The organism is Pseudonocardia sp. OZ21 (assembly GCF_059359135.1).
The window spans coordinates 18,215-36,788 of the sequence record NZ_JCADBN010000007.1; the positions used below are offsets into that span (position 1 = coordinate 18,215).

Below are 18,574 nucleotides of genomic sequence, written 5' to 3' on the forward strand. Positions count from 1 at the left end.
GCTCCGTCTGCTCGCCCCAGGCTCACGTCAGGTGCCGGACGAAGAACCGGTTGCCGTCGTCCCCCTCGAACTGCGGGACGCCGGTGTGCCCGCCCATGTTGGCGTGCAGCGTCTTCTCCGTGGAGCCGAAGGCGTCGAACAGGTCCAGGGCCATCTGCCGGTCGTTTCCTTCGTCGTCCCACTGCAGCAGGACCTGCAGCGGGATGGTCACCTGCCGGGCCTCCTCGACCATGGTGCGGGGCACGTAACTCCCGGCGAACAGAAGGGCGGCCGAGACGCGCGGCTCGACCACCGCCAGCCGGACGCCGATGGAGATCACCCCTCCCGCGTACCCGACCGGGCCGCCGATCTCGGGCAGCGACAGGAGGGCGTCCAGGGCCGCCCGCCATTCCGGGACCGCCTTGTCGACCAGCGGGAGGACGAGTCGGTCGACGATCTCGTCGTCGACCTGCTCGCCGGCCTCCAGTGCCCGGCGCAGGTCGGCGCGGGCCTCCTCGGCGGCGGCGGAACGGGGCCGGTCACCGCTCCACGGGAGTTCGATGGTGGCAGCGGCGAAGCCCTCCGCCGCGGAGTGCCGGGCCCGGGCCACCAGCCGGGGGTACATCCTGTGCAGCCCGCCGGGGTGGCCGAGCAGGATCAGCGGGGCCGGTGCGGATGCGGATCCGGGAGTCCACAGGATGCCGGGGATCTCGCCGAGGGTGAATTCGCGTTCGAGGACGCCGTCGTCGAGGCGCTGTTCGGAAGTGAATCGCATGGCCGAGCCTTTCGGGAGTGCTCGTGAACGGCGCTCCCGGACGACCTATCGCCCGACCGTGACCCCGGAGGGGAGCACCCATGTCGATACTGCGTTCACGGGTACCACCTCCTCGTTCTCTCGCACGGCGGCCGGAAAGTAGCAGTGGTCGTCGTAGTCCGCCAACATGTTTGCGGAGACTCCGTGGCTCTTCGCAGTCGAGGGTCTCGACCTTGCGCGCCGGTCTCCGGGCCCGAGTCACCCGAGGTCGGTGGTCCGGCGGCTGGTTCGGTAGCGGCCCGGGGTCGTTCCGATGATGGTGGTGAACGCCGCGATGAAGCTGCTGGGGTTGGCCCATCCGCAGGCGGAGAGCCCCAGGCCCGAGGCTGGGCTCTACTCCGGGCCCGGGGCCTGGGAACCGGCCGGGTACGCCACGCCCCTGGCGGCGAGCTGACAGCGGGACCGGGCATCGAGGACGGTCCGGCGGGTGCAGGCGAACGTGGCCCGCGGCAGCGGCGCCGGGAACCCGCCTGACCATCACGACGGGCCCCGGCCCGGCCCCGGTAGATTCCGCGGCCGGACCGAAGCGGGGGTGGCATGGCCGGGGGGTGGCACGGCTGGTTCGGCACGTTCACCGGGGTAGTGCTCCTCACGGTGGCCGTACTGCCGTTGGCGGCGCTGGCGGTGTGGGTTCTGGCCCGCCGTCGGAGTGCCGCCGGCACCACGTCCGCGTGGCGGATGTCGCTGGCCGAGGTCGGCATCGTCTACGGGACGGTGCCGTGGGTGTGGATGATCATGTTGCCGGGCGGGCAGGCCGGTGCCGCCCCCGGCCGGCTGAGCCTGGTACCGCTGCGGGATCTGGTCACGATCCTCGCCGCCGGGCCGCTGACGGCGACGGGCCAGATCGTCGGCAACCTGCTGGTGTTCGCGGCGCTGGGGTTCCTCGCCCCGCTGCGGTTCGCGGCGCTGGCCTCGGTCCCGCGGATCCTGGCGCTCGCGGCGGGCTGCTCGGTCCTGGTCGAGGTCGCGCAGTACGTCCTGCGGTTGGACCGGGTGTCCTCCGTGGACGACGTACTGCTCAACGCCGCCGGCGCCGGGCTGGCCGCGCTGGCGTCCCGCCGCTGGTGGCGCGCTCCGGCCGGAGCGTCGCCGGATCGACCCCGATCGGCCCCGGTGTCGGGGCACTGAGCCGCCCGTCAGCTCACGGCACGGGGCGGACCATGGTGACGCCGAGCGGCCCGCGGCCCTTCCCCGCGACGACGAAGCCGGCCCGGGTGTAGAGCCGGACGGCGGGGTTGTGGATGTGGACGCTGAGGGCCAGCCGGTCGTAGCCGTGGTGGGCGGCGCGGGCGGTGAGTGCGTCGAGCAGGCGGCGACCGACACCGTGACCGCGGTGGGCGGGCACCACCGCGACGACGAGTTCGGGGACCGGCCGGCCGTCGGGGTTCACGACCAGCAGGGGTTCCCGGAAGTGCCACCACGCCGCACCGGCCGGATGACCATCGTGGTCGAGCGCCACCACACTCGTATCCGGCGCCGGGGGAAGGCCTTGTGCCAGCAGGGGATCGTCGGCCGGGGGCAGCGGGCGGCCCTCGATCGCCGAGGCCAGTCGGGCCATCTCGACGATGAACGCCGCGTCGGATGGCTCACCCGTTCGGACCGGCACGTCGACGACGGTAACCGACACACCCCGAGCCTCCAGGTCAGCCGGTCGTCCACAAGACAGAGGACGTAGATTCGACACCTGTAGGGGGGAGAGGACCAGGGTGGGGGGCCGGAAGGAGGCCGGATGTCCGGCAGTGCACCCCCGCCAACCCACGGCGGGGCGCCCCCTGCGATCGACTTGTCGGAGCTCGCCGCCTACGCACCGGACGGCCTGGCCGTCGTCGACGAGGACGGTCTCTTCGTCCAGCTCAACAGCGCGGCGGTGGCGCTCTGCTGCCGCCCGATCGACGACCTGATCGGGATGCCGGCACCGTTCGAGCTCGCCGCGGGGTTCTCCGCCGACTCACTGGGGCTGCTCGACGAGGGCGCCACCGAACAGATCTGCACCTGGGCGCCCGTGGCCGGGGTGCACCGGGAGCTCGCGTACCGGACCCGTCCGCTCCCGCGGTCGCCCGGCCGGACCGTCGTCGCCTTCCGCGACGTCGGAGCCGAGCGCCACCGCCAACGCCGGGTCGCGGCCATCGCCCGCTCGTCGGTGAAGCTGGCGTCGGAGGGCTCGATCACCGCGACCCTGGACGCACTGGCACGTGAGGTCCTCCAGGCCGACGCGCTGGCGGGAGTGCAGATCCTCACCCTCGACGAGTCGGGTGCCGGGCTGCAGATCATGGGCTCGGCAGGCTTCCGGCGCTGGCCGGACTTCTTCGAGCGGCTCATGCAGTGCCGGGAGCGCGGCGCCACCCTGGAGATGATCGAGGCGTTCGAGCTCCGCGAGCCCGTCGTGGTCCCGGACCGCTGGGACATGATCCAGCGCGACCCCTCGTGGGAGCCGATGCGCGACTACCTCGCCGAGCTCGACTGGGGCTGGTTCGCCAGCGTCCCTCTCGTCATCCGCGGTCGGTCGGCGGGGATCCTCAACGCCTTCTTCGCGCCGGGCCAGGTGGTCGGGCAGCGCAACCTCGAGTTCCTGCTTGCCATGGCGGAGCAGGCCGCCGTGGCGATCGACTACGCCTCGCTCCTGCAGAACGAGCGGGAGCTCGCCCGCCGCGAGGAGCGGCAGCGGCTGGCGCGCGACCTGCACGACTCGATCGTGCAGCAGGTGTTCTCCATCGGCATGCAGGCCAAGTCGATGGAGGTCCTCGGCGCGCGCGGGGCGAGCGTCCCCGCGGAGAGCGTGGGGCGGATCGCGGACGAGGTGGGGCTGCTCGCGAAGACCGTCCTGGCGGACCTCCGGACGATGGTGCACGAGCTACGACCGTCGTCGTCGACCCAGCTCGGCCTGGCGGAGGCCGTGCGGGCACTGGCGGAGAGCACGACCAACGGGACCGGCCTGCGCTTCAGCCTCAGCGTGCGGCGCACCTTCGAGGAGGTCCCGCCGGACATGGCCGAGGACGTCTACCGCATCGTGGCCGAGGCCATCCACAACGTCGTCAAGCACGCCGAGGCGGGGCACGTGACGATCCGCATCGGGATCCGTGAGCACGCGTTGACGGTCTCCGTCGCCGACGACGGTCGCGGGATCCGCAAGGCCCGGGCGGAAGGAGACCGCGAGGCGGGCGGCGGCTACGGACTCACCAGCATGCGCGAACGCGCGGCGCGCTGGGGCGGCACCGTCCGGGTCCGGGCACGTGCGGTCGGTGGGACCTCGGTGCGGGCGGTCGTGCCGCTGCCTCGGGCCTGGGCGGTGCAGGAACGCAACAGTGACACGGGGTCCGGGGGCGGCACGTCATGAACGCCCCGAGAGGGTCGAGCGCGGCGCGCAGCCCGGAGGGCCGCAAACAGGTGGGTGTGCTGATCGTGGACGACCACGCGGTCGTGCGCCGGGGTGTCCGCGCATACCTGGAGGTGCTCGACGACCTGCAGGTCGTGGCGGAGGCCGGCAACGGCCAGGAGGCCCTCGACAAGCTCGAGGCCATGGCCGCCCACGGGGAGCTCCCCGACGTCGTCCTGATCGACCTGCTCATGCCGAAGATGGACGGCGCTGCCGCGACCGCGCGCATCACCGAGTGGTTCCCGGGGGTGCGGGTCGTCGTGCTGACCAGCTTCGGCGAGATGGAACGCGTCCACGCCGCCCTCATCAACGGGGCGTCCGGGTACCTGCTCAAGGACGCCGAACCGCCCGAGGTCGTCGCGGCGATCCGGGCGGCCGTGCGCGGCGACGTGTTCCTCGACCCGGCCGTCGCCCGCCGGCTCACGCAGGAGATCGTGTCCCCACCGACCGGCATCGCCGCGCTGACCACCCGCGAGCGCGACGTCCTGGTCCTCGTCGCCCAGGGCCGGTCGAACCAGGAGATCGCCGACGCGTTGGTGATCAGCGAACGCACGGCGCGAACGCACGTCAGCAACGTCCTGCGCAAGCTCCAGTTGACCTCCCGGACCCAGGCGGCGTTGGTGGCCGTCCGGCAGGGTCTGGTCCCGCCGCAGAACTGATCGGCCCCGCACCGGGGCCTCCGCGACGGAGGCGGTGGCCGCCTCGGTGAGACCAGGACATGCGACGACGCCGGCCCCGGAGCGGGGCCGGCGTCGCCGGGTTCCGGATCAGACGGAGGCGGTGGTGCGCCATCCGGGCTGGTAGGTGTCACGCGCCATGGCGGTGTAGGGCGCGGGGCTCACGATCGCGCGGACCGCGAACTGCTCGTGCGGCTGGACGGTGGTCTTCTCGGAACCGCCGTTCGGCTCACCCCAGATGACCCGGACCTCAGCGCCCAGCGGGACGTCCGGGTTGATCGTGGCCAGCGAGAGCGCCTTGCGCTCGTTGGCGCTGTAGCCGGTGAACATCGAGAGGCCGACGGTGTTGCCGTCCCCGTCCTGGACCGCATCGAAGTTCGACGAGCCGTAGTTGGCATTGGGCAGGTCGAAGAACTGGTAGCCGGGGGCTTCGGAGACCGGCGATGCGAGCAGCGTGGCGACGTCCTCGGCGTTCCACTCCAGCGTGACCTTGCGGCGCTGGGTCGCCGGGTCGATGGCCTCGAGAGCGCTGCGACCGACGAAGTCGTGGTCGAACTTCACGAATCCGCCGTAGCCGAGCTCCCACGGGTTGAGGTAGTAGTCCTCGATCCTGTCCGAGACGAAGCTGCCGGCGAGGGCGTTGATGGCCTCGTAGCTGGTGGCGCCCAACCACTCGCGGTAGGGACGCAGTTCCTCGGCGGTGTAGATGGCGGGCAGCGGCGAGGGGATCCAGCCGGACTCGAGGGTGTTGCAGGAGTAGGCGCGCGCCCCGGCGGGCTCCAGGCCGAACTCGCGGCCGGCCTCGAGGATGGCCTCGCGGACCTTGTCGTAGGTCTCGTACGGGCCCCAGATCTCCAGGCCGGGCGCGCCCGCCATGCCGTGGCGCAACGTGCGGACGCGCTCGCCTGCGACGTTCAGGTGGCCCATCTTGAAGAACTTGACCTGCTCGACGGTGCCACCGTTGACCTTCTCGATGACCTCCCAGGCGCGCGGGCCCTGGATCTGGAAGCGCCACACGTCACGGGTGACCTGCTTCCCGTAGGGGCGGGAGGGGGAGCGGTCGTCGAGGCGGATGTCGAGGTTGTAGCCCTTGCTCCCCTGGAACTGCAGCCAGTTGGCCACCGGCGCGCGGCCGACGAAGACGAACTCCTCCTCGGCGAGCCGGAACAGGATGCCGTCCCCGATCACGCCGCCCTCGGGGGAGACCGGGACGAACTGCTTGGCCGAGTCGACCGGGAACTTCGCGGTGCTGTTGATGCCGGTGTCGGTGAACAGCTTGAGGGCGTCGGGGCCCGACACCCACAGGTTGGTCATGTGGTGCGACTGGTCGAACAGCACCGCGGTCTTCTGCCAGGCGATCACCTCGCGGCGGAAGTTGGTGAACTCGGCGGGCACGACCGGGTAGATGTAGGCGCCGAGCTTGGAGTTGCGCAGCAACTCGACGGTGTTCCCGGACTCGTCCAGCAATTCCTGAAGGTTCTTGGCGCTCATCTGCCACCGTTCTCGGTCTGCGTGTTCTGCGCTGATGCACGGCCAGACGTGGGGTCGACGGCCATCGTGGCTCACGCTACGGATTCGGCGATGCCCGGCGGCACCGTGGAATGGCGCGAGACGAGCGGCCGGGACCGGCCGGTCGCACTACGTCATGCGACGTACGGCGAGTCACGACAACAGCGCGATGGCCCGAGCGAGCCACGGCTTTAGCGTCGGACGTATATATCGTCGTCGGCGCGTCCACGCGGCCCGACCGAGGGAGCCACACATGACCAGCCAGAGCAGGCCGGACCTGCCGGGAACCTACGTCTTCGACGGCCCGACCAGCCGACGTGGGCACAACATGAACAAGCTGTTCATGTCGCTGACCGACGCGGACGCCCGCGCGGAGTTCGTGGCCGACGAGTCCGCCTACTGCACGCGGTTCCGGCTCTCCGATGAGCAGACGACCGCCATCCTGCAGCGCGACTGGCAGGCGATGCTCGACCTGGGAGGCAGCATCTTCTACATCTACAAGCTCGCCATGATGGACGGGCGCTCCATGCAGTACCTCGGCGGTGTGTTCACCGGGATGTCCGAGGACGACTTCAAGGCCGCGATGCTGGCAGGAGGGCGCACCGATGTCTGAGGTGATCTGGGGCCTGGCGACGTCGCACGTCCCGTCGATCGGCGCCGCGATGGACCGCGGGATGACGGATCAGCCGGTGTGGGCGCCCCTGTTCGAGGGCTACCGGCCCGCCCGGGAATGGCTGGCCCAGAACACCCCTGACGTCGCGATCCTGATCTACAACGACCACGCCAACGGCGTCGACCTCGACATCGTGCCGACCTTCGCGATCGGCACCGCCGAGTCGTACCGCGTCGCGGACGAGGGCTTCGGCCGGCGCGCCGTCCCGGACGTCGTCGGCGATCCCGACCTGTCCTTCCATCTGCTGGAGAACCTGGTGGACGAGGGCTTCGACCTGACCGTCTTCCAGGAGCTCGACGTCGACCACGGGTTCACCGTGCCGCTGTCGGTGTGGACCCCGGAGCCGGGCGACGCCTGGCCGTGCCCGGTCATCCCGATCATGGTCAACGTCATCCGCTACCCGCAGCCGACCGCTGCCCGCTGCTACGCCCTGGGCAAGGCCCTCGGCCGGGCGATCGCGAGCTACCAGGGCGCGGGCACGGTCGGCATCCTCGGCACCGGCGGCATGTCCCACCAGCTCGCGGGCGCCCGGGCGGGCTTCATCAACCCGACGTTCGACCACATGTTCCTCGATGCGATCGAGAACGACCCGGAGAAGCTCGCGATGCTGAGCCGGGAGGAGCTCATCCGCCAGGCGGGGTCCGAGGGCATCGAGCTGATCATGTGGCTCGTCATGCGGGGTGCTCTCCACAAGCAGGTCCGCAAGGTCCACTCGGCCTACCACGTGCCGGCGTCCAACACCGCCGCCGGACTCGCCCTGTTCGACAACCGGGTCGCCCAGCCCGCCTGAACGCCGACGGGTCGGGCGTAGCCGCGAGGAGTAGCTGATGACGATCGACATGCCCTTCCGGGCCTCGGCCCCGCGGGGCGCGGTGCCCCGCGCCGAGCGGTGCCGGGTGATGGGCATTCTCAACGTCACGCCCGACTCGTTCTCCGACGGCGGTCTCTACGACCACACGGCCGCGGCCGTGGCCCACGGCACGTTCATGTGGGAGGCGGGAGCCGACTACGTCGACGTCGGTGGCGAGTCGACCCGGCCCGGGGCGGAGCGCGTCGAGGTCGGCGACGAGCTGCGCCGGATCGTGCCGGTGGTCGAACGGCTGGCGGCGGCCGGGATCGCGGTCAGCATCGACACCACGCGGGCTGCGGTGGCGGAGGCCGCCGTCGGCGCGGGGGCGGTCCTGGTCAACGACGTCAGCGGAGGTCTGGACGATCCCGCGATGGCCGGTGTCGTCGCGGCGGCGGGGGTGCCGTGGGTGCTGAACCACTCGCGGGGCACCAGCCGGGACATGTACTCAGCGGCCGTCTACGACGACGTCGTCCGCGACGTCACCACCGAGCTCCTGATGCGGGTGGACGACGCGGTCGAGGCCGGGGTCGCGCCCGAGCGGCTGATCCTCGATCCCGGCTTCGGGTTCGCCAAGCGCGCCGAGCACAACTGGACACTGCTCGACCGGCTCGGCGAGCTGGTCGGCCTGGGCTTCCCCGTCCTCGTCGGCTCCTCCCGGAAGGGTTTCCTGGCCGGGGTCCTCGCGGGGACGAGGGCCGGCGGCCCCGCTCGCGAGCGCGACGCGGTGACCGTCGCCACCACCGTGCTCGCGGCCCAGGCGGGGGCGTGGGGGGTGCGGGTCCACGACGTCGCCGGGTCCGCGGACGCGGTGGGGGTCGTGGACCGGGTCGGGCTCAGCTCTCCCGTACCAGGTGGTCGCGGGCCGCTCCCGTAGTGACGGCGCTGCCCGTGACGAGGGCCGCGGGGTGTTGCCCGTCGAGGTGGGCCGGTCGCCATCCGCGCAGCGAGTTGAGCAGGGCCAGCCCCTCGGCCCCGGCGAGGTCCTCCGGGCGCAGGACGCGCTCGCTCAGGCGGCCCGCAGCGAGCAGGTGCGCCCGCTCGATGCCGGGCAGGCAGCCGCTGCTCAGCGGCGGGGTCCACCACCGGCCGTCGAGGCGGACCGCCACGTTCGCCGTGCAGGTCTCGGTGATCTCGCCGCGCTTGTTGACGATCACGACGTCGTCCGCCCCCGGGTGGCGCTGCAGTCGCGTGTCGTAGGGACCCCGCCTGCTCGTCTTGTGGCGGGACCAGCACCGGGTGGTGTCGATCGGCTCGGGGTCGACGGCGAGCCGGACGGGACGGCCGAGGGGGAGAGGCGGTTCGAACACATCGACGCCGAGGGTCCCGTCCCGGCGACAGCGCAGCCTGACGCGAGCCTGCCCGGCCTCGCGGAGCCGGTCGTCCAGCACGGCGCGCGCAGCGGCCTGATCGAACGAGAACCCGAAGTAGTGCGCGGAGTCCGCCATCCGGGCGAGGTGGGCGTCGAGATGGCGCAGTCCCCTGGCGGAGTCGTGGTGGAGGGTCTCCATCAGGTGGAAGTCGTCGTGGCGCACGTCGAGCACCCGTGCCTTGGCCTGAACCTCGGCGTACTCGGCGGCTGGCCGGGAGCTCCAGGTGATCCCGCCCCCGGTGCCGTAGCCCAGCCGCTGCCGCGTGCGGTCCAGGAGCACGGTACGGATCGCGACGGAGAACCGGGCCCGCACGTCGGCGCTCGGCGGACCGACGATCCCGATGGCCCCGCAGTACACCCCCCGCGGTCCGCTCTCGAGCTCGCGGATCAGCTCCATGGTGCGGGCCTTCGGCGCGCCGGTGACGGAACCGCACGGGAAGAGGGCGCGGAAGAGGTCGGTCAACCCGACGTCCGGGCGCACCTGCGCGGTGACGTCCGAGGTGAGCTGGTGGACGGTCTCGTAGCGCTCGGCGGTGAGCAGGCGCGGCACCGTCACGCTGCCGGGGACGGCGATCCGGCCCAGGTCGTTGCGGACCAGGTCGACGATCATCACGTTCTCGGCGCGTTCCTTGTCGCTGCCCCGTAGCCCGGCGACGGCGGCCTCGTCCTCGGTCGTGGTGCGCCCGCGGCCGGCGGTCCCCTTCATGGGGCGCATGAGGATCCGGTCGCCGCGCTGCTCGAGGAACAGCTCGGGGCTGGCGCTCGCCACGACGAACCGACCCAGGTCCAGGTAGGCGTTGTGCGCGCCGCGCTGAGCGTGGACGAGCTCGCGGTACAGGGCGGCGGGGTCGAGGCCCGCGGGCGCCGCGGCGTGCAGCCGGGTCGTGAGGTTGCACTGGTAGGTCTCACCCGCAGCGATCCGGTCGCGCACGCGCTCCACGGTGGCGTGGTGGGCGTCGGGGCCCCACTCGCCCACCCATCCCAAGGCGGGAACCGCGGGACCGGCCGTGTCCAGGACGGGCACGTCCTCCGGGCGGTCGGCGACGCCGAACCAGACCAGGGGGAGGCCTTCCTCCCGCGCATGGGTGGTCAAACCGGGGTCGAGGCCCGAGGCCGCCTCGTAGGCGACGAAGCCGAACGCCCACTGCCCCGCGCGGGTCACCCGGTCCACCTCGTCCAGGACCGGCGCGACCTCGTCGGGCCGGTCGGCCACGAGGATCCGGCGGACGCTGGTGAACCGCACGGCGGTGCCGTTGATCAGGTCGTCGAACCGCCCCCAGGGCTCCGGTGCGTCGAGCATGGTGTCGTCCTCCCGCGCGGTGTGCGGATGCCGCAGCACCAGCGATCGTGCCCTGCCTCCGGGACCGGGCGGATCGGTGGTCGGTCGGTCGATGCGCGGCCGTCCGTCGTGCCGGCGACGCCGTCATCCGACGTAGGGCGGGTGCTCCGGGAAGCGTCTACGTCAGTTGTCCTGGATCGGCCGAGACACCAGGCCAGTACGGCTCTGGTCATCCGCGTCATCCCTGGTGGCGAGCCTCTTTCTAGCGTCGTAGGGGGTCCGGAACCCGGCCCGGTGGCGCCGCGCAGGTGGCGTCGCAGGCGGTGATCCCGGCATCACGGCCACCCGAGGAAAGGTTCGCACACGATCATGACTACCGAGAGTCTTGCGGCGGCCATCGCCCGCGTCGGGAACCCGGTCGATCTGCTGCGCAACACCGCGGCTCCCGCCCACACGTTTCCCGTCGCTCCGGAGTTCACCAACTGGCGCTCCGAGCAACGGGCCTGGGCCGAGACCTGCGCCCTGCTCGACCAGTCACACCACATGACGGACCTCTTCCTCGAAGGCCCGGACGCGCTGAGGCTCCTCAGCGACCTCGCCGTGAACACCTTCGCCGGCTTCGGCGTCAACAAGGCGAAGCAGTTCGTCGCGGTCGACCCGAGCGGCCGGCTGATCGGCGACGCCATCCTCTTCCACCTCGACACGGAGCTGTTCGACCTGGTCGGCCACCCCATGGTGATCGACTGGGTGCTGTTCCACCTCGAGCGCGGGGACTACCGGGTCACCGCCGAGCGGGACGAGAACTCGGCCGTACGCGCGTCCGGCCCGCCGAAGTTCTACCGCTACGAACTGCAGGGCCCGAGCGCCGCCGCCGTGCTCGAGCAGGCCACCGGCACCGCGCTCCCGGAGACCAAGTTCTTCAACATGGCGGACTTCAGCATCGCCGGGCACAGCGTGCGCGGGCTGCGCCACGGTATGGCCGGCCAGCCCGGGTTCGAGCTGTTCGGACCGTGGGCGGACGGCGAGGCCGTCCTCGCGGCACTGCTGGCGGCCGGCAAGGACCACGGCCTGGTCCGAGCGGGTGCCAAGGCGTACTCGACCGCCAACCTCGAGTCGGGATGGGTCCCGGCGCCGATCCCGGCGATCTTCGGGGACGACCCGCTGCTCCAGGAGTACCGCGAGTGGCTTCCCGCCTCCGCGATCGGCGCGATCGGCGGCAGCGTCGACTCGGACGACATCACGGACTACTACCTGACCCCGTACGACCTCGGCTACGACCGCAACGTCAAGTTCGACCACGAGTTCGTCGGTCGCGCAGCCCTCGAGGAGCTGGCGAAGAACCCGCCGCGGACCAAGGTCACGCTGGTCTGGAACAACGAGGACGTCACCACGGCGATCGGGTCACTGCTGGGCAAGGGCACCGGCGCCAAGTTCTTCGACCTGCCGAAGATCCGCTACGCGCTGCACCAGGAGGACAAGGTCCTGGTGAACGGCGAGCAGATCGGCATCTCGCTCGACTGCGGCTACATCGCCAACGAGCGCGCCATGGTCTCGCTGGCGACCGTCGTCAAGGAGCACGCCGAGCCCGGCACCGAGGTCACCGTCGTCTGGGGCGAGGAGCCGAACACGGCGAAGCCGCAGGTCGAGGAGCACCGGACCTGGACGATCCGCGCGACCGTCGCGCCGGTGCCCTTCGTCCAGTTCGCGCGCAACAGCTACCGGAGCAAGTGATGACGTCGGTGGCGAACCAGGAGAGCTCGAACCCGGCGGCCAGGTCCGCCCGGCAGGCCGTCGCTGCCGCCCTGCGCTCCGCGACCTACGAGATCCTCCCGTTCACGAGCACCGAGGAGAAGGTGCTCGCGCACGTGCCCACGAACCTGGGCCTCACGGTGACCACGACCGAGGCGAAGGGGCTCGGCCCGACCATCGATCTCGTCGTCAACCTCTGTGAGCAGGGCTACCGGGCGGCGCCCCACCTGGCTGCCCGCCAGGTCGAGGACCGCGCCCACCTCACGGACATCGTCGCGCGACTACGCGAGGCGGGCACCGACAGCGTCTTCGTGATCGGTGGGGACGCGCGGGAGGCCGGGAAGTACCCGGACGCCCTGAGCCTGCTGGAGGCGCTCGAGGAGATCGGGCACCCGTTCTCGACCGTCGGGATCGGCGGCTACCCCGAGGGCCACGGCACCATCAGCGACGAGCTGATCGAGCAGGCCCTCAAGGCCAAGGCGCCGCACGCCACGCAGGTGATCACCCAGCTGTGCTTCGACGGGAACACGACGATCCGCTGGGCGCGCAAGGTGCATTCCGACGGCGTGGACCTGCCCATCCGGGTCGGCATCCCCGGCGCCGTCAGCCGCCAGAAGCTGATCCGGATCTCCGCGGGCCTCGGTCTCGGCCAGTCGGCGAAGTTCCTCAAGAAGCAGCAGAACATGTTCTGGCGCTTCTTCCTGCCCGGCGGGTACAGCCCCGACAAGCTGGTCGAGCGGCTCGTTCCCGCCTTCGCCAGGTCGGACAACACCCTGCAGGGCTTCCACGTCTTCACGTTCAACGACCTGGAGAGCACGGAGGCATGGCGGCAGCGCTGGCTCGCCAAGCTGTCCTGATCCCTCACCCGCGCCGGGCCACCGGTGCTCCCGAACGCTCCCACGGGCCGGCCGGAGCTGTCACCTCAGCTCGTCGAACCGACCGGTCCGTGGGAGATACCACCCGAGGAGTTCATCAGCGATGAGTGCCCAGGTCATCGACGGGCGCGCCTGCGCCCGCGTCCTCAAGCAGAGCCTGGAGGCGGACGTGGCCGGGCTCCGCGGTGAGGGGCTCGGAATCGGCCTCGCCACCGTGGTGCTCGGCGAGGACTACGGCTCGGCCGCCTACGAGCGGCGGTTGCAGCGACTCGCGGCCGAGCTCGGCGTGGCCTACTCGCCGCAGGTCCTCCCCGCGGACGCCGGGCAGGACCAGGTGCTGGCGAGGATCGCCGAGCTCAACGCCGATCCCGGCGTGTCCGGGATCCTGGTACTCCGTCCGTTGCCCCCGCACATCGACGAGACCGCGGTCTTCCGTGCGATCGAGCCCCGCAAGGACATCGAGGCGGTGCACCCGGAGAACGCCGGACTGCTCGCCCTCGGTGTGCCGCGCTTCGAGCCGTCCACCGCCGCATCGTGCTTCCACCTCCTCGACACCTGGCTCGACTCCGTGGGGAAGGACCGGGCGGACTTCTACCACCGGTCGCTGATCGTCGTCGTCGGCCGGTCCAACAACGTCGGCAAACCGGCGATCTCGCTGGGGTACGAGCGGCAGGCGACCGTCGTGTCGGTCGACGAGTGGGCCGACCGGACCACCGGGATCGGCAGGCACACCCGCTGGGCGGACGTCCTGATCGTCGCGGCGGGCAAGGCCGGCCTGATCAAGGCCGAGCACGTCAGCGAGAACGCCGTGGTGATCGACGTCGGCATCAACCCCGCCGCAGGCGCCGACGGCACGGTGCGCATGGTCGGCGACGTCGACCACGACTCCGTCGCCCCTCGCGTCCGCGCCATCACGCCGGTCCCCGGCGGCGTCGGTCCGGTGACGGACGTCTGGCTGCTCCGCAACACGGTCACCGCGGCCCGGCTGCTCGCCGGCCGTCCGATCGACGAGGCCAGGCCCTCCCTGCCCGCTGCTCGCCCCGCTCAGGCTCACACGCTCCAGGAGGCGTCATGACCCCGCCGCTCGGTGCCCAGCACGGCGCCCTGCTCCTGTCCTGCCCGGACGCGCCGGGCGTCGTGCACGCGGTCACCGGGCTGCTCGTGCAGGAGAAGTGCACCATCGTGCAGAGCCAGCAGTTCGGCAGCGCGACGAGCGGCACCTTCTTCATGCGCGTCGAGTTCGCCCACATCGACGGCTCGCCGCTCGATCTCGACGGCCTCGGGCAGCGCGTCGCGCAGCTGGCCGAGACCTTCGACTTGACCTGGGAGCTCGCCGACGCCGCGCGCCGCCAGCGTGTGGTGATCATGGTCAGCAGGTTCGCCCACTGCCTCAACGACCTGCTGTTCCGCAACTCCATCGGTGAGCTGAACCTCGACGTGGTCGCCGTGGTGTCCAACCACCCCGACCTCGGCCGGATCGCCGACAGCTTCGGGGTCCCCTTCAGGCACATCCCGGTCACGAAGGACACCAAGGCAGCGGCCGAGGCCGCCCTGCTCGAGCTGGTGCGCAAGGAGCACGTCGATCTCGTGGTGCTGGCCCGCTACATGCAGATCCTCTCGAACGACCTGTGCCGGCAGCTCGAGGGCAAGGCCATCAACATCCACCACTCGATGCTGCCGAGCTTCAAGGGCGCCAAGCCCTACCACCAGGCTCACGCCCGCGGTGTGAAGTTCATCGGCGCGACCGCCCACTACGTCACCCCCGACCTCGACGAGGGCCCGATCATCGAGCAGGAGCTCATCAGGGTCGACCACTCGCTGAGCCCCGACCAGCTCGCGGCCCGCGGCCGCGAGGCGGAGAGCCGCGCGCTCGCCAGGGCGGTCCGCTGGCACACCGAGAACCGCATCGCGGTGATCGGCAACAGGACCGTCGTCTTCCAGTGACCTTCCCCGACGCGACCGCCCCGTCAGCGCGCTTCGACCAGGCCCTCCCGCACCGCGACGAGCGCTGCCTGGGTCCGCGAGCTGAGGCCGAGCTTGCCCAGCATGTTGCTGACGTGGGTGCGGGCAGTGCGCTCCCTGATCACCAGCCGGTTCGCGATCTCCTTGTTCGACAGCCCGTCCGCCACGAGCACCAGGATCTCCCGCTCCCGCGACGTCAACGACCCCAGCCCGATGCGGGGCGTCCGGATCTCGTCGGTCAACCGGCGGGCCACCGTGACGTCCAGGAAGACCTCGCCTCGGGCGGCGGCGTGCAGGGCGGCGGCGACCTCGTCCGGACCGGCGTCCTTGAGCAGGTAGCCCGCGGCGCCCTGCTTCAGCGCCGCGTGGACGCGTTCGCTCTCCCCGAAGCTGGTCAGGATGACCACCCGGACCCCCGGGAAGCGCACCCCGATCTCCTTGGTGGCCGCCACCCCGTCGAGCCGCGGCATCTGCAGGTCCGTCAGCACCACGTCGGGCAGCCGCCCGTGGGCCGAGAGGTCGGAGAGCACCGACAGCGCGTCCTCGCCGTCCACGGCCTCACCGACGACGCTGACGCCGTCGAGCACCTCCAGGTAGGCGGCGACGCCACGCCGGACCACGGCGTGGTCGTCGACGATGAGCACCCCGATCGTCGCTCGCAGCGGTGCGGTCATCGTCGGGTCCCTTCTTCCGGACGTCGGACGGGGAGGGCCGGAGGGGCGGCGGCGACCGTCCCTCCGGCCCCGGTCGGGGGAGCGGGTCATGCAGCGGGCTCTGCCGAACCCGCACTGCTCGGGCTGGTGCGGTTCGAACTGGGGCCCGCCATCGGCCAGTGCCACCGCGACTCCGCGATGGCGACGACAACGACGCTAAGGACACGGGGGGTGCGGGGTAACTCGCGAATGACCGGGCCTGTCCGGAGACATGTCCCGGCGCGCGTACGTCATTCGTCCCGGCTTCGCGGCCGGCCCCTCGAAACCGGGCCGAAGGATGCCACGTCGATGGAGGTCATGGTGGAGGACAGAGCCTCGCGGCTCACGGGCAACCTGCCGGCCCTGAACAGCACGTTCGTCGGGAGGAAGCCGGAGCTGGTCGAGGTCCGCCGGCTGCTGGGCTCGTCACGGTTGCTCACCCTGACCGGCCCCGGCGGCGTGGGGAAGACCCGGCTGGCCGTGGAGGCCGGGCTCCGGATGCGGCGCGCGTTCCCGGGCGGGACGTGGCTGGTCGACCTCGCGGCGGTCGACGACCCGACCCGCCTCGCCGACGCGGTCGCGGCGGTGCTCGGTGTCGAGGAGCGCTCGGCGCGGCGGGCGAAGGAGCAGGTGGGCGACTTCCTCGTCAACCGGCTGGCGCTGGTGATCCTCGACAACTGCGAGCACCTGCGCGACGGCTGCGCCGAGCTCGTCGACCACATGCTGCGCAGCGCGCCGCGCCTGCGGGTGCTGGCCACCAGCCGGCAGCCGCTCGAGATCCCGGGCGAGCACGTACTGACGGTCGAGCCGCTGGCGTTCCCCGATGTGAGCGGCACCGAGGCGTTGGAGGACATGTCCAGATGCGACGCGGTCGCCCTGCTGATCGACCGGGCGACGGCGGTCCAGCCGTCGTTCGCCCTGCACTCCGGCAACCGTGACGCGGTGGCGTCGCTGTGCGCTCGGCTGGACGGGCTGCCGCTCGCGATCGAGCTGGCCGCCAGCAGGTTGAGGTCGTTGTCGGTCGAGCAGGTGGTCGCGAGGTTGGACGATCGCTTCGGGCTCCTCACGAGAGGCAACCCGCTCGCGTTGTCCAGGCAGCAGACCCTGCGCGCGCTCGTGGACTGGAGCTACGCCCTGTGCACCGACGAGCAGCGGCTGTTGTGGGCACGCCTGTCCGTGTTCCCGGGTGAGTTCGACCTCGAGGCCGTGGAGAACGTCTGCGGCGGCCCCGGCGTCGTCCCGGCCACCGTGGTCGACCTGGTCGACGACCTCGTCGCGCGCTCCGTCGTCGTCGCCGCCCTCACGTCGCGGGGCGTCCGGTACCGGATGCTCGAGACCATCCGCCAGTACGGCCGCGACATCCTGGCGGCCTCCGGGCAGGAGCGCGAGCTGCGTCGCCTGCACCGCGACCACTACGTTCGCACCGCCACCGAGCTGTGCGAGCGCTGGTGCGGTCCGAACCAGTCCGAGATCCTGACGAGACTGCGGTTGGAGAACATCAACTTCGAGGCCGCGCTGGACTGGTCGCTCGCCGAGCCGGACGAGGACGACGCGGCGCTGGAGCTGGTGTCCGCGCTGCGCTACCACTGGACACTCGGCGGCTACCTGGCCACCGGCCGCAGGCGCCTCGAGCAGGTCCTGCGTGCCGCGCGTCAGCCGACGCGGGCGCGGGGGAACGCGCTCTGGGTCGCGGCCTGGGTCGCGCTCCTGGTCGGGCAGCGCGACACCGCAGCGGCCCGGGTCGAGGAGTGTGAACAGCTCGCGCGGGACCTCGACGACGAGCACCTGCAGGCGTACGGCCTTCTCCTGCGCGGGAGCATCGGCCTGTTCAGCGGCGACCTCGTCTCGGCGGGCGAGTGCTTCGACAGGGGCATCTCGCTCATGCGCCGGTGTGGGGACACGGCGGCCCTGCTGTGGGGATCGTTCCAGCACAGCCTGGTCCTCTCCCACACCGGAGACCACGCCGCCGCGCAGGAGCGATGCGAGGAGTCCATCCGGATCGCCCGGCGCCACGGCGAGGAGTGGGCGCAAGGAGAGGCGATGTGGGCGCAGGCGTTCGACCGCTGGCGAAGCGGTGACGCCGGCGGCGACCTCGGCGGGGGTGCGGAGGTCCAGGCGCGCCGGGCACTCGCGATGACGCCCGACGCCAACCTCGTCAGCACCGTGCTGACCGTGGAACTGCTCGCCTGGATCGCCGCGTCCCGGCAGCGTCACGAGGAGGCTGCCCGCCTGCTGGGCGCGAGTGCGGCGATGTGGGAGTCCTTCGGCGCCGACATCGCCACCTTCGGGCCGGACTTCGCCGAGCACTCCGTCGCCTGCCGGGAGGCAGTGCTCGAGCATCTCGGCAACCCGCTGTTCGACACGATGTTCGTCGACGGCCGGGTGCGCTGGCAGGACCTCCTCCGGAACGGGGGGACCGGCCCCGCCGGAGCAGGGAAGCCCGCCCAGCCGGACGGACCGGTCCTGACCCGACGGGAGGGCGAGGTCGCGGAACTGATCGCGAAGGGCCTGACGAACAAGGCGATCGCCGCGACGCTGCTGCTGTCCCGCCGCACGGTGGAGGGACACGTCGCGAGACTCTTCGCCAAGATCGACGTCTCCAACCGGGCGCAGGTGGCGACCTGGGTCAGCCAGGGGCGCCGGCGCGTTACGGAGCCCTAGTGCTGCGTGCGGCCCCCTCTCAGCAGCACTACGGCTCCATGGTGCGGGTGAAATCGGGTAGTGGTGACGTGTTCTTTCCCTATCCGTCGGCCGCCTTGGGCCCGCAGACTCC

Annotated in this window: 17 protein-coding genes and 1 pseudogene; 12 read left to right on the forward strand and 6 right to left on the reverse strand. The window is 71.6% G+C overall.

Annotated elements, in window-relative coordinates; all coding sequences use genetic code 11:
* Positions 1-22 precede the first annotated feature (22 nt).
* On the reverse strand, positions 23-754 hold the full coding sequence (locus AC5L35_RS17740) for an alpha/beta hydrolase (RefSeq protein WP_495060748.1): 732 nt from the start codon (positions 752-754) through the stop codon (positions 23-25).
* Between the two features lie 237 nt (positions 755-991).
* Positions 992-1,099: pseudogene (locus tag AC5L35_RS17745) on the reverse strand (AraC family transcriptional regulator); the annotation flags it as partial.
* On the opposite strand from AC5L35_RS17745, the gene AC5L35_RS17750 reads away from it, so the two are divergent.
* On the forward strand, positions 1,047-1,187 hold the full coding sequence (locus tag AC5L35_RS17750; protein WP_495060749.1) for a hypothetical protein: 141 nt from the start codon (positions 1,047-1,049) through the stop codon (positions 1,185-1,187). The pseudogene AC5L35_RS17745 and the gene AC5L35_RS17750 sit on opposite strands and share 53 nt — an antisense overlap.
* A gap of 143 nt (positions 1,188-1,330) precedes the next feature.
* Complete coding sequence (locus AC5L35_RS17755; RefSeq protein WP_495060750.1) at positions 1,331-1,921, forward strand: VanZ family protein; 591 nt, start codon at positions 1,331-1,333, stop codon at positions 1,919-1,921.
* A gap of 13 nt (positions 1,922-1,934) precedes the next feature.
* Here AC5L35_RS17755 and AC5L35_RS17760 read toward each other — a convergent pair whose 3' ends face one another.
* Complete coding sequence (locus AC5L35_RS17760; protein WP_495060751.1) at positions 1,935-2,399, reverse strand: GNAT family N-acetyltransferase; 465 nt, start codon at positions 2,397-2,399, stop codon at positions 1,935-1,937.
* A gap of 123 nt (positions 2,400-2,522) precedes the next feature.
* On the opposite strand from AC5L35_RS17760, the gene AC5L35_RS17765 reads away from it, so the two are divergent.
* Together AC5L35_RS17765 and AC5L35_RS17770 are read left to right on the forward strand one after the other, a co-directional pair.
* Positions 2,523-4,127 carry a sensor histidine kinase gene (locus AC5L35_RS17765; RefSeq protein ID WP_495060752.1) on the forward strand — a complete coding sequence of 535 codons (1,605 nt, stop codon included), beginning with the start codon at positions 2,523-2,525 and terminating at the stop codon, positions 4,125-4,127.
* Positions 4,124-4,825, forward strand: a complete 702-nt coding sequence (locus tag AC5L35_RS17770; protein ID WP_495060753.1) for a response regulator — start codon at positions 4,124-4,126, stop codon at positions 4,823-4,825. The genes AC5L35_RS17765 and AC5L35_RS17770 overlap by 4 nt, the downstream gene beginning before the upstream one ends.
* Before the next feature lie 108 nt (positions 4,826-4,933).
* On the opposite strand, the gene ligM is transcribed toward AC5L35_RS17770, so the two are convergent.
* Positions 4,934-6,334, reverse strand: coding sequence for a vanillate/3-O-methylgallate O-demethylase (gene ligM / locus AC5L35_RS17775; RefSeq protein WP_495060754.1), 1,401 nt, complete (start codon positions 6,332-6,334; stop codon positions 4,934-4,936).
* 271 nt (positions 6,335-6,605) lie between these two features.
* Here ligM and AC5L35_RS17780 point away from each other — a divergent pair, with 271 nt between their 5' ends.
* The 3 genes from AC5L35_RS17780 to folP are packed head-to-tail and all read left to right on the forward strand — an operon-like array spanning position 6,606 to position 8,749.
* Positions 6,606-6,965 carry a protocatechuate 3,4-dioxygenase gene (locus tag AC5L35_RS17780; RefSeq protein ID WP_495060755.1) on the forward strand — a complete coding sequence of 120 codons (360 nt, stop codon included), beginning with the start codon at positions 6,606-6,608 and terminating at the stop codon, positions 6,963-6,965.
* Entirely contained in the window at positions 6,958-7,815 is an 858-nt protein-coding gene (locus AC5L35_RS17785) for a class III extradiol dioxygenase subunit beta (protein ID WP_495060756.1), read from the forward strand. Before AC5L35_RS17780 ends, AC5L35_RS17785 begins: the two co-directional genes overlap by 8 nt.
* Before the next feature lie 37 nt (positions 7,816-7,852).
* A complete protein-coding gene (folP, locus tag AC5L35_RS17790; RefSeq protein ID WP_495060757.1) occupies positions 7,853-8,749 on the forward strand; it encodes a dihydropteroate synthase in 897 nt (298 codons plus the stop codon).
* On the opposite strand, the gene pabB is transcribed toward folP, so the two are convergent.
* Positions 8,709-10,544: an aminodeoxychorismate synthase component I gene (gene pabB / locus AC5L35_RS17795; protein WP_495060758.1), complete on the reverse strand. Its 1,836-nt coding sequence runs from the start codon at positions 10,542-10,544 to the stop codon at positions 8,709-8,711. The genes folP and pabB overlap by 41 nt on opposite strands.
* Before the next feature lie 348 nt (positions 10,545-10,892).
* Between pabB and AC5L35_RS17800 the strand changes: the two genes are divergently transcribed.
* The 4 genes from AC5L35_RS17800 to purU all read left to right on the forward strand — a co-directional run bounded on the left by AC5L35_RS17800 (position 10,893) and on the right by purU (position 15,091).
* Positions 10,893-12,254, forward strand: a complete 1,362-nt coding sequence (locus AC5L35_RS17800) for an aminomethyl transferase family protein (RefSeq protein WP_495060759.1) — start codon at positions 10,893-10,895, stop codon at positions 12,252-12,254.
* Positions 12,254-13,129 (forward strand): methylenetetrahydrofolate reductase, encoded by an 876-nt coding sequence (locus AC5L35_RS17805; protein WP_495060760.1) that lies wholly within the window; start codon positions 12,254-12,256, stop codon positions 13,127-13,129. The genes AC5L35_RS17800 and AC5L35_RS17805 overlap by 1 nt, the downstream gene beginning before the upstream one ends.
* A 121-nt stretch (positions 13,130-13,250) precedes the next feature.
* The gene (locus tag AC5L35_RS17810) at positions 13,251-14,222 is read left to right on the forward strand and encodes a bifunctional 5,10-methylenetetrahydrofolate dehydrogenase/5,10-methenyltetrahydrofolate cyclohydrolase (protein ID WP_495060761.1); all 972 of its coding nucleotides are present in this window, start codon (positions 13,251-13,253) and stop codon (positions 14,220-14,222) included.
* Positions 14,219-15,091 (forward strand): formyltetrahydrofolate deformylase, encoded by an 873-nt coding sequence (purU, locus tag AC5L35_RS17815; RefSeq protein WP_495060762.1) that lies wholly within the window; start codon positions 14,219-14,221, stop codon positions 15,089-15,091. Before AC5L35_RS17810 ends, purU begins: the two co-directional genes overlap by 4 nt.
* 23 nt (positions 15,092-15,114) lie before the next feature.
* On the opposite strand, the gene AC5L35_RS17820 is transcribed toward purU, so the two are convergent.
* Positions 15,115-15,783 (reverse strand): response regulator, encoded by a 669-nt coding sequence (locus AC5L35_RS17820; protein WP_495060763.1) that lies wholly within the window; start codon positions 15,781-15,783, stop codon positions 15,115-15,117.
* A 327-nt stretch (positions 15,784-16,110) separates the two neighbouring features.
* On the opposite strand from AC5L35_RS17820, the gene AC5L35_RS17825 reads away from it, so the two are divergent.
* Entirely contained in the window at positions 16,111-18,462 is a 2,352-nt protein-coding gene (locus AC5L35_RS17825) for an ATP-binding protein (protein WP_495060764.1), read from the forward strand.
* The last annotated feature ends 112 nt before the right edge of the window (positions 18,463-18,574 follow it).

Bases quoted from the DNA above. Each gene is read 5' to 3' on its own strand.
- AC5L35_RS17740 (WP_495060748.1), bottom strand. From the start codon at position 754: ATGCGATTCACTTCCGAACAGCGCCTCGACGACGGCGTCCTCGAACGC.
- AC5L35_RS17750 (WP_495060749.1), top strand. From the start codon at position 1,047: ATGATGGTGGTGAACGCCGCGATGAAGCTGCTGGGGTTGGCCCATCCG.
- AC5L35_RS17755 (WP_495060750.1), top strand. From the start codon at position 1,331: ATGGCCGGGGGGTGGCACGGCTGGTTCGGCACGTTCACCGGGGTAGTG.
- AC5L35_RS17765 (WP_495060752.1), top strand. From the start codon at position 2,523: ATGTCCGGCAGTGCACCCCCGCCAACCCACGGCGGGGCGCCCCCTGCG.
- AC5L35_RS17770 (WP_495060753.1), top strand. From the start codon at position 4,124: ATGAACGCCCCGAGAGGGTCGAGCGCGGCGCGCAGCCCGGAGGGCCGC.
- ligM (WP_495060754.1), bottom strand. From the start codon at position 6,334: ATGAGCGCCAAGAACCTTCAGGAATTGCTGGACGAGTCCGGGAACACC.
- AC5L35_RS17780 (WP_495060755.1), top strand. From the start codon at position 6,606: ATGACCAGCCAGAGCAGGCCGGACCTGCCGGGAACCTACGTCTTCGAC.
- AC5L35_RS17785 (WP_495060756.1), top strand. From the start codon at position 6,958: ATGTCTGAGGTGATCTGGGGCCTGGCGACGTCGCACGTCCCGTCGATC.
- folP (WP_495060757.1), top strand. From the start codon at position 7,853: ATGACGATCGACATGCCCTTCCGGGCCTCGGCCCCGCGGGGCGCGGTG.
- pabB (WP_495060758.1), bottom strand. From the start codon at position 10,544: ATGCTCGACGCACCGGAGCCCTGGGGGCGGTTCGACGACCTGATCAAC.
- AC5L35_RS17800 (WP_495060759.1), top strand. From the start codon at position 10,893: ATGACTACCGAGAGTCTTGCGGCGGCCATCGCCCGCGTCGGGAACCCG.
- AC5L35_RS17805 (WP_495060760.1), top strand. From the start codon at position 12,254: ATGACGTCGGTGGCGAACCAGGAGAGCTCGAACCCGGCGGCCAGGTCC.
- AC5L35_RS17810 (WP_495060761.1), top strand. From the start codon at position 13,251: ATGAGTGCCCAGGTCATCGACGGGCGCGCCTGCGCCCGCGTCCTCAAG.
- purU (WP_495060762.1), top strand. From the start codon at position 14,219: ATGACCCCGCCGCTCGGTGCCCAGCACGGCGCCCTGCTCCTGTCCTGC.
- AC5L35_RS17820 (WP_495060763.1), bottom strand. From the start codon at position 15,783: ATGACCGCACCGCTGCGAGCGACGATCGGGGTGCTCATCGTCGACGAC.
- AC5L35_RS17825 (WP_495060764.1), top strand. From the start codon at position 16,111: ATGGAGGTCATGGTGGAGGACAGAGCCTCGCGGCTCACGGGCAACCTG.